We start from the raw sequence: 9,177 nt of genomic DNA, 5'->3' as shown, positions 1-9,177 counted from the left end.
ACACTGTTGAGTTCTCAAGAAACGGACGCGTACATCCTCACTCGACCCTCTCCGGGGCCTCGCTCGGAGGCGTTCATTCCGTTTTCGTGTTCTTATCTTTTCAGTCTCCCAAGTCCGTGTCAAATTGACTCGAACCGGATCGACCACCAAGAATCGAACGCCGCCCCATCTCCAGGGCAACCCTCTCAACCTACCCAGACTTTCGACTGATGTCAAAGCCCCTTGTGCGCGGGCTGAGCCTGTGCACGGGATCGGATCAGGAGGTGGCCCCCGAGCGAGTCCGGCGGCGACCGCCGTCCTCGTGGGACTGGTGAACTCTATGCAGCGCTCCCCGAACCGTCAAATCAACCGGATTCCCCGCCGGTGTCGGTGTTCCGCGCGGTCTCCGGGTAGGAACAGGGCGTGCGCGATCAACCCGTACCCCGGGCGCAGCCCGTGCCCAGAGCGCTCGTCGTCCTGCTGGGGATCGCCGGCGCGGTGATCGCCCTGTTCGGCCTGCGTGAGGTGGCGTCCATCCTGGGGCCCGTCTTCCTGGCGCTGGTGCTGGTCATCGCGGTGGCCCCCGTGCGCGGCTGGCTGGACGACCGCGGGGCCCCGACCTGGGCGCAGGTCGCGGTGCCCTTCCTCATCGTCGTCCTCGTGCTGCTCGGCATGGTGGCGGTCCTGACGTTCTCGGCCACGCAGCTCGCCTACCTCCTGCCGACCTACGCCGAGCAGTTCCAGCGACTGCTGGCCGACGCCCAGGCCTACGCCGGCACGCTCGGCATCGGCAACGAGCAGATCGACCAGGCGGTCCAGGCCATCGACGTCGGGCGGGTCGTGGGTGTCGCGCAGACCTTGCTGTCGAGCCTGGTCGGCGTCCTGTCGAGCCTCTTCCTCATCGTCGTGCTGCTGCTGGCGATGTGCCTGGACGCCCCGGTGACCGCGCGGATCCTCGCCGCACGGCACGAGAGCAAGGCGGGGCTGGTGTCGGCGCTGACCACGTTCGCCCACAAGACCCGGCGTTATCTCATCGTCTCGACGGTCTTCGGACTGATCTGCTCGGCGCTCGACGTGGCGGCGCTGTCGATCCTGGGCGTGCCGCTCCCCCTGCTCTGGGGCGTGCTGGCGCTGATCACGAACTACATCCCGAACGTCGGCTTCGTGCTCGGACTGATCCCCCCGGCCCTGCTCGCCCTCCTCGACGGTGGGGTCAAGCAGATGTTGCTGGTCATCGGCGCGTACTGCGTCATCAACGTGGTGGTGCAGTCGTTCATCCTGCCGAAATTTCTCGGCGACGCGGTGGGGCTCTCGACCACGATGACGTTTCTGTCGCTGCTGCTCTGGACGTTCGTGCTGGGGCCCCTCGGCGCGATCCTGGCGATCCCGCTGAGCCTTTTCGCCCGGGCTCTGCTGGTGGACAGCGACCCGAGCGCGACGTGGGCGGCGGCGCTGATCTCCGGGGCACAGGCGTCGCCGGCGCCCTCGGCCGAGCCCGCCGTGCCGCCCGCAGGTGAGCCGCCCGCGGCCGAGCCCGCCGAGCCGCCCCCAGGGCGGACACCGGAGCAGGCCGACGGCAAGCCGCCGGCCGAGCCGCGACGCTGAGCCCCGGACGCCGTCACCGGGTCAGGCTCCGGAGCGGCACGCCGCTCAGCCGCCTGACGTCGTGGGACAGATGAGCCTGGTCGGTGTAGCCGGTCAGGGCCGCCACCTCGGCGAACGGCACGCCGGTGCGGGCCAGCCGCAGGGCCCGCTGGAAGCGGAGGATGCGCTGCAGCGTCTTGGGCGGGTAGCCGAAGCCGGCCACGCTCCTGCGGTGCAGCTGACGCTCGCCGTAGCCCAGGTCGGCGGCCGCCTCCCGCACCGTGCGGCCCCTGCGCAACGCCGCCACGAGCGCTGAGGTCGCAGGGTCGGCCGGCGCCGTCTCGCGCAGCCGGCGGGCGACCGCCCCGCGCATCGCCGCCGCGCGGTCGTCGGGCTCCCCCTCGGTCAGCTCGCGCATGACGTCGAGGCTCGCCAGCGGGACACGCTGGTCACGCAGCCAGTCGAGCGGCACGCCGAACACCTCGCCCACCGCCCCCGGCCGGAACCGGACGCCGGTGAACGTGTCTCCGGGGCGCATGACGGTCGGAACGGGGCCCGTGTCGGGACCGGCGACGAAGGGCCCCGCAGGACCCCAGACCAGGTCGACACAGGCGTCGGGCACCACGAGCTGGGTGCCGCCCGCCTCCCTGACACTCGACCACTCGCAGACCACGCGATCGGCGAGCGCCGGCGCGGCAGGCCGTTCCTCGTACATGCCTCCACGCTAGGCGACGCCACCGACAGAACCGCGGGCGCCCGCAGCGGGAGTCAGAGGCGGCCGTAGGCGCGCAGCGTCCTCAGGCGCTGCACCGTGAGGTAACCACCCCACTCGTGCTCCACGACCGGCGTCCACATCGGCCAGTTGGGGGCCCAGCCCCCGTCCGGGGACTGGGCGGCCACGAGCGCGTCGAGGTGGGTGTCGAGCGTGCCGGCGTCGAACAGCGGCAGCCGCGACGGCTCAGGGGCGAAGTCCAGGGGAAAGTGCGCGCCGCCGGAGGCGGCCGGGTCGAAGGTGACGTTGGCCAGGACGGCGTCGCGCAGCCGGGCGAACTCCGCCTCGGCCCGAGCCCGGTCGGGCACGTGTTCCAGGAACGGGAGGATGGCGCGGGCGTGGTAGGGCGTCGTCTCCTCCACCAGGGCGACCCGCGACCAGCAGAAGTCGGTGGCGGGCCCGAGCCACGGGTGCTCGACGCCGTGCTTGTGCAGCAGCGCCGCGAGGGTGGCGGTCGGGACGAGGTCGCCCGGCGGATCGTCGGAGGCGGGCTCCCACCAGACCGCGTGCGCGGTGCCGCGGACGCTGGGCAGCACGAACGGCACGCCGCCGTCCTTCGCCGTCACGGAGAGCAGGTAGTCGCAGGCGGCGGGAACCATCGGGTCGTCGAAGGCGTCGAGGGAGTCCAGGATGTGGAAGGCCACCTCGACCGGCTCAGGCTGGCTGCCGGCGCCGCGCAGGTCGGGTTCGAGGGCGTTGCCGAAGCCGCCGTCGGGGTTCTGGTAGCAGCGCAGCGCGTCCAGCGCCCGCCGCCGCGGCCCGTCCGTGAACAGGGCGGCGAAGGTCAGCCTGTCGAGCAGGCGGCCGTGCCGTTCGAGGTATGCGGCCGCCCGGGTGAGGGTGTTCATGCCGCTGACGCTAGCGGGCCGCCGGCCAAGCGTTCTTGTAGGAATCGGACGACCTCCGGGGAGACGACCGGCGGTAAATGCGTTGCCCTCCGGCGCGGGCACTGCCTAGCCTGGCCGGCATGCCAGGTGTCTTCTTCATGCGTCTGCGTCACAGCCGGGCTCTGGCCCGCTAGCGGACGCGTTCTCCAACCTCATCCACGCGGCCGCGGGCGCGCCCAGGGCCCTTCGAGACCCCATCGATCTCGAGGACCCGAGAGGGCTGCTGCTGTGGCGCAGAACTTCGCGCACGGAAACCATTCACACACTCAGAAAAAGGCCGTCAGGAACGGCGGCGGCCGCACGCCCGCGGACCGGGCGAGGCGGACGCTGTCGCAGAACTTCCTGGTGGACAGGCATGCCCTGGAGCTGGTGGTCAAGGCCGCCGCACCCGAGGGGCTCGTGCTGGAGCCCGGCTCCGGCGAGGGCGTGCTGACCTTGGCGCTGGCGGACGCCGGGGCCAGGGTCGTCGGTTACGAGATAGACCCGCGGCTGGCCGGCCGCCTCGCCGCGCGGACCCGCGACGATCCCCGGATCGAGGTGGTCAGGGGCGACTTCGCCGCCGCGCGGCCGCCGCGTGAGCCGTTCGCGGTCGTCGGCAACATCCCCTACTCGGCGACGTCGAGGATCGTGGACTGGTGTCTCGACGCCTCGGCCCTCACCTCGGCGACGCTGCTCACGCAGCTCGAGTACGCCCGCAAACGGTCGGGCGACTACGGGCGGTGGAGCCTGGTGACGGTGCGGTCGTGGCCATGGTTCCGCTGGCGGCTGGGCGACCGGATCGGCCGGCGCAGCTTCCGGCCGGTGCCGTCGGTCGACTCGGCGATCCTGCGGATCGAGCGGCGCCCGCATCCCCTGGTGCGGGCCGGGCGCGGCTACCGTGAGCTGGTCGAGCTGGGGTTCGGCGGGGTGGGCGGCACCCTGCGCGCCTCGCTGCGCAGGAGGTACGACGGGGTGGACGCCGCGCTGGCCGCCGCGGGGATCCCCCGCGACGCCGTGGTGGCGTTCGTCCACCCCGACCAGTGGGTGGTGCTGTGGCAGCGGCTATGCCGCTGACCTGAGGCGCGGCTTGCCCGTCACGTCGGCGGGCAGGCCGTCCAGCGGGCCCGTCGCGACGCGGCGGGCCCACGGCATGGCGAGGGCGAGCACGGGCAGCAGCACGATCGACGCCCGCGACCAGTAGGAGTGCAGCTCCCACCAGGTGTTGACGTCGAACTGGGTCATGTAGACATAGCCGTAGGCCGCCCAGAACGACACTCCGATGATCGCCGGCCAGGCGAAGCGGGTGGGCCGGGCGATGAGGAACGGCATGAACCACAGCAGGTACTGGGCGCCGAGCCGGGGCGTGACGACCATGAAGGCGAGCAGGATGGCCGTGGTCATGTCGATCGGGTCGGCCCGCCGCCACACCCAGATGCAGCCCAGCACGCAGGCGTAGATCAGGTAGGTGCCGAGCTGGGCCGCCCAGGGGATCAGCGCCCAGTCGCCCCCGGTGAGGTGCGGGGTCCAGCCCCACTCGCCGACGATCGGCCGGATGTCGCGGATGGTGTCGATGACCTCGGGGATCTGGCTGAACGAGGTGCCGGCGAAGACGGGCAGCGTCACCAGGAAGAACAGCGGGACGGCGCCGGTGGCGAACAGGGCGGCGATCCGGGCCCGCAGGTTGGGCAGCAGGAGCAGCATGCCGGGGATGAGCCAGATCGGCCAGCTCTTGGCGCTCAGCGCCAGGCCCATGAGGACGCCGGCCAGGGCGGCGCGCCTGAGGTGGGCGCGGTCGTCGGGGCCGGGACGCAGCGCGCGGGCGAGCATGCCGCCGGGGCCGGCCACCCGCCGCAGCGACGAGCGCCAGCCGTGGGCGGCCATGCCCTGCCGTACGCGGGCGACGACGTCGGTCGTCATGCCGGCGCGGTAGGGCGAGCCGGGGCCGCGGGCCACGACGAACGCCGCCACGCCGAAGACCAGGGCGACGGGTTCGACCTGGCCGTGGATGGAGGCGACGAGCAGGGCGAGCGGGCTGAGCGCGTACTGCAGGGCGCGCAGCGTGGCCCGGGGGCCGCCGGCCAGCTTGGCGACCAGCGGGATGAGCGCGATGTCGGCCACCACGGTGACGAGGCGGCCGGCGTACTCCCACGGCAGGCCGGTCCACAGCAGGATGCCGTACACGTAGGGGATCATCGGCAGGAAGTGCCAGCCGCCCTCGCTTGCCAGCACCGGGTCCTCGCCGTTGAGGATGGCCTCGCCGGCCGGTCTGAAGCTCTCGACGTAGTCGACCGGTTGCCAGGCGTCGTCCGCCGCCGTGAACAGCAGCAGGACGCGGACGGCGACGCCGACGAGCACGGCGACGAGCAGAGAGGGCCGCCAGTCGCGCCACTGGGCGACGAGGGCGACGATGATTCCGGCGACGAGGACGGTACCCGTGAGGACTGCGTATTCCATGGCGGCATCTAGCCTGCCGTACTCCCCTGGCTCCTGCCACTTGACCTGACGTCCCGCGTACGATTCTTATCCCCGACATGGCGGGTCGTACCGCGATAGACCATGACCGTCTGTGCTGAACTCTTTCCATGGGGGGATCGCAGGTCAACCAGGCACTGGTCAGACTCTATTTCGAGGTGAAGGACGGGCTTCGTGACCCGGTGGCGGCCTGGGCGAAACTCACAGGGAACTCTGAGGTGTACCGCCGGGCGCGTGGCGGGCGGCGGGTGCCGCTCGACGACGGGACGGCCGCGGAGCTGACCGCCGCCGCCCTCGTGCACACGGTGGCGGAGTACGGGGCGGGGCACGTGGCGGCGCTGTCCACCTCGTCGCTTGCCGGGGTGGTGGGCGGGCTGGGCGGTGCGGTGCTGACGGAGCAGCCGAGCGCTCCGGAGCAGATGCTGGGCCGCGGCTTCCGCGGGCCGCGGGGCGAGGAGTGGGCCACGGCCGCGCACGTGATGCTGTGGGGGGAGAACAACCGGCTGGCCCGCTCCCCCGACACGCCGTGGGTGATCGCCGGGCGGTACAAGGGGCAGAAGGTGGTGGCCATCGGGCCGCACCCGACGCGGCTGTCCGACGAGACTCTGGTGGTCCGGCCGGGCACCGACGGGGCGTTGGCGATGGCGATGGGTCACGTGCTGCTGAAGGAGTTCTACCTCGACCGGCCGGCGTTCGCCGCGCACGCGATGGCGCACACGGACCTGCCGTTCCTGGTGCGGCTGCGCGAGCGCGGCGGCGCGTTCGTGGCGGGCGGCGGGGTCGGCGAGCCGGCCGACGGGCTGAGCGTGTACGGCGGCGAGGCGGTGGAGGTGCTGCTGCCGCGCTTCGACGACGGGCCTGGGGTGCTGAGGCGTGGGGTGCCGGTGGTGCGGGACGGCGAGCGGCTGGCGACGACGGTGTTCGACCTGTTGCTGGCGGTGTACGGGGTGGCCCGCGAAGGTTTGCCGGGCTCCTGGCCGGAGGGGTACGGCGACCGTTCGGAGCCGTACACGCCGGCCTGGCAGGAGCCGCTCACGGGGGTTCCGGCCGCGCGCACGGTGAAGATCGCCCGGGAGCTGGGGGCGACGGCCGGGCGGACCGGCGGGCGGTGCGTGATCGTGCCGGGACGGTTGGAGACGTCGCACGCCGACACGGCCTACCGGGCCATGCTGGCGCTGCTGGTGCTGGCGGGCTGCCGTGACGGGTGGGTGCGGCAGGGGCCGGTGAACGGGGTGCCGCTGGTGCCGTACCTGTGCCTGCACGCCTGCGGTGAGGACGGCTCGAACGTGGGCAAGCTGTGCTGGCCGCTCGCGGACGGGGTGCTGAGCGGCCGTTCGGCGCGGTCGGTGCTGCTGGACGCGGTCGGCGAGGGGTTGCCGATGGCGCCGTCCCCGAGGGTGCTGGCGATCCCGCGGCCGATCTATCCGCTGCCGCCGGACGTGGAGCTGCTGATCGGCCCGGACGACCGGTGCGATCTGGCGCCGCCGGACGCGCACCTGGTGGCGGACGCGGTGGCCAAGCTTGCGGTGGAGCGGGGCGGGCCCGTCCCGGCCGAGGCGGGATCGCCGCCGGCCGGGGGGCGGATGCGGTTGCTGCTGGACCATCCGTGGATGCACGAGTACGGCGAGGCGCTGCCGACGTACCGGCCGCCGGGGCCGGGCCTGCCGGTGAAGCCGACCCAGCTCATCCTGACGACGTGAGCCTCACCCGGTGAATCCCTTGAAGATGCCGGTGAACTCGTAGGGTGCCTGGGCGATCCCGCTGCATGTCGGGGAGAGCGTGCCGCCGGGGCAGCCGCCGTTGTCGCGGGCGACGGACCAGAAGCCGACGAAGCCGATGTGCTGGGCGTTGGCCCAGTCGCGCAGCTTGCGGGCGTGGGCCTGGGTGGTGGTCATGCCGGTGTCGTTGCGGCCGATCATCGGGGTGACGCCGAGCCTGCGCCTGAGCTGGGCGTCGGACGCGGCAGGCCAGACGGTCCGCATCTGGTCCAGGGTCGCCTCGGCGGCCGCGATCATGGCGTCGCCCCAGTCGCCGGTGTACCCGAAGTTCATGAGCATGGGGTTGACGACGACGTCGAGGCCGCGGGCCGCGGCGTCCTGGAGGATCTGCAGGGAGAACGGGTCCACGCCGTAGTCCTGGCCCTGCACCCGCAGCGTGTAGCTGACGGCGGTGCCGCGTTCGGCCTGGAGCTGCCTGAGCGCGGTGTTGACCTTGGCGATGTCGATGGACGCCTCGACGTCCACGTCGAGGTGGTTGGTGCCGACGGTGTCGAGCACCTTCTTGTACGCGGCGAGCAGCGCGGCGCTGCTCGCGCAGGTGTGCTCCAGGTAGGGGCCCATGGCGCCGCCGCTGGCGACGACGACCTGGCCGCCCTGGGCCTGCAGCGCCTTGACGTCGCCGATGATGCGGGAGTCGGCCAGCGGGATGGTGCCGCCCCAGGCGGGGTTGCAGCCGGTGCTGTCGCCGAGGACGAAGGCGAGGGTGTAGTTCCTGACGCCGGTGGCCGCCGCGGCGGCGGTCAGGGACGGGGTGGGCATGGTGATGTCGATGTACGGGGCGTACCTGATCTCGCCGGTGGGCGGGGTGGTGTCGTCGGTGGTGCGGCCCTGGGCGGCGGGGCTGTAGGCGGAGCAGTTGCCGGCGGCGTCGCAGGCGCGGACGCGGAAGCCGTAGGCGGTGTCGGGGGTGAGGCCGGTGGCGGTGTACGTGGTGCCGGTGACGGCGACGGGGGCGGCGCCGTCGCGGGAGACCTCGTAGCGGGTGACCGCGGTGTCGTCGGTGGCGGCGGCCCAGGTGACGGTGAGGCTCGTGGCGGTGGGGCTGCCGGCCGACACGTTCGCCGGGACGGTGGGGGGCCGGGTGTCGGGGGCGCCGCCGGGGCCGTCCAGCGTGATGTCGTCGGCCAGGTAGGCGGGCTGGCCGTACCAGCCGTTCACGTGCACGGTGACCTGGCGGGTGCCGGCCGGGGTGGTGAAGGAGGTGGTGAGCCGGGTCCACGCGGAGCCGGGGGTGGCCCAGGTGCTCGTGTCCACGCCGGCGCCGGTGGCGCCGAGGAAGACGTGGCCGCCGCGGGCCCAGGCGGAGAGCTGGTAGGCGGTGCCGGGCTGGACGGTGAGGGTCTGCGAGCAGCGGGCGAGGTCGTTGCCGGCGGGGGTGGCCTGGAGAGCGCGGGCGCCGCCATGCACGGGCGAGGTCACGGTCGTGGCCTGGCCGGTGCAGGTCCAGCCGTCGAGGCCGGTCTCGAAGCCGGGGTTGACGAGGATGTTCGCGGCGGCGGCGGGGGCCGCGTGCAGGGCGGTGAGGCTCAGGGCGAGCGCGGCCGCGGCCGCGAGTCCGCGTGGCTTCATGGGGGGTGGTCCTTTCGCGGCGGGGGGCGGACGGGGGGGGGGGGGGGGGGCGGGGGGGGGGGGGGCCGGCCCCCCCCCCCGGGGGGGGGGGCCCGGGGGGGGGGGGGCCCCCCCACCCACCACGGGGGCGCCGCCCCCGGGGGGGGCGCAGCGCACC

The 9,177-nt window shown here is 73.2% G+C and carries 7 protein-coding genes; 3 read left to right on the top strand and 4 right to left on the bottom strand.

Annotated features, from left to right (window positions below):
• Positions 1 to 402 precede the first annotated feature (402 nt).
• Positions 403 to 1,584 carry an AI-2E family transporter gene (locus ACGF0J_RS36170; protein ID WP_393153470.1) on the top strand — a complete coding sequence of 394 codons (1,182 nt, stop codon included), beginning with the start codon at positions 403 to 405 and terminating at the stop codon, positions 1,582 to 1,584.
• A gap of 13 nt (positions 1,585 to 1,597) precedes the next feature.
• Here the strand turns inward: ACGF0J_RS36170 and ACGF0J_RS36165 are convergent, their stop codons facing one another.
• Complete coding sequence (locus ACGF0J_RS36165) at positions 1,598 to 2,278, bottom strand: helix-turn-helix domain-containing protein (protein WP_393153468.1); 681 nt, start codon at positions 2,276 to 2,278, stop codon at positions 1,598 to 1,600.
• A gap of 53 nt (positions 2,279 to 2,331) precedes the next feature.
• Complete coding sequence (locus ACGF0J_RS36160) at positions 2,332 to 3,183, bottom strand: hypothetical protein (RefSeq protein WP_393153466.1); 852 nt, start codon at positions 3,181 to 3,183, stop codon at positions 2,332 to 2,334.
• Positions 3,184 to 3,450: 267 nt separating this feature from the next.
• On the opposite strand from ACGF0J_RS36160, the gene erm reads away from it, so the two are divergent.
• On the top strand, positions 3,451 to 4,275 hold the full coding sequence (erm, locus tag ACGF0J_RS36155) for an ErmE/ErmH/ErmO/ErmR family 23S rRNA (adenine(2058)-N(6))-methyltransferase (RefSeq protein ID WP_393153464.1): 825 nt from the start codon (positions 3,451 to 3,453) through the stop codon (positions 4,273 to 4,275).
• Here the strand turns inward: erm and ACGF0J_RS36150 are convergent.
• Positions 4,264 to 5,655 (bottom strand): hypothetical protein, encoded by a 1,392-nt coding sequence (locus tag ACGF0J_RS36150; protein WP_393153462.1) that lies wholly within the window; start codon positions 5,653 to 5,655, stop codon positions 4,264 to 4,266. The two genes, erm and ACGF0J_RS36150, sit on opposite strands and share 12 nt — an antisense overlap.
• A 128-nt stretch (positions 5,656 to 5,783) precedes the next feature.
• On the opposite strand from ACGF0J_RS36150, the gene ACGF0J_RS36145 reads away from it, so the two are divergent.
• Positions 5,784 to 7,373, top strand: a complete 1,590-nt coding sequence (locus ACGF0J_RS36145; RefSeq protein ID WP_393153460.1) for a molybdopterin-dependent oxidoreductase — start codon at positions 5,784 to 5,786, stop codon at positions 7,371 to 7,373.
• 3 nt (positions 7,374 to 7,376) lie between these two features.
• Here ACGF0J_RS36145 and ACGF0J_RS36140 read toward each other — a convergent pair whose 3' ends face one another.
• Positions 7,377 to 9,020: a carbohydrate binding domain-containing protein gene (locus ACGF0J_RS36140; RefSeq protein WP_393153458.1), complete on the bottom strand. Its 1,644-nt coding sequence runs from the start codon at positions 9,018 to 9,020 to the stop codon at positions 7,377 to 7,379.
• Between the last annotated feature and the right edge of the window lie 157 nt (positions 9,021 to 9,177).

It is taken from the genome of Nonomuraea sp. NPDC047897, assembly GCF_043204415.1.
In the GTDB taxonomy this organism is placed as follows: Bacteria; Actinomycetota; Actinomycetes; order Streptosporangiales; family Streptosporangiaceae; genus Nonomuraea.
The sequence above is the reverse complement of the archived record's forward strand: the minus strand, read 5'-3'. Positions and strand labels throughout refer to the sequence as shown.

Excerpts from the sequence above, each read along its gene's own strand:
- ACGF0J_RS36145 (WP_393153460.1), top strand. The coding sequence starts at position 5,784 with ATGGGGGGATCGCAGGTCAACCAGGCACTGGTCAGACTCTATTTCGAG.
- ACGF0J_RS36160 (WP_393153466.1), bottom strand. The coding sequence starts at position 3,183 with ATGAACACCCTCACCCGGGCGGCCGCATACCTCGAACGGCACGGCCGC.
- ACGF0J_RS36150 (WP_393153462.1), bottom strand. The coding sequence starts at position 5,655 with ATGGAATACGCAGTCCTCACGGGTACCGTCCTCGTCGCCGGAATCATC.
- ACGF0J_RS36165 (WP_393153468.1), bottom strand. The coding sequence starts at position 2,278 with ATGTACGAGGAACGGCCTGCCGCGCCGGCGCTCGCCGATCGCGTGGTC.
- ACGF0J_RS36140 (WP_393153458.1), bottom strand. The coding sequence starts at position 9,020 with ATGAAGCCACGCGGACTCGCGGCCGCGGCCGCGCTCGCCCTGAGCCTC.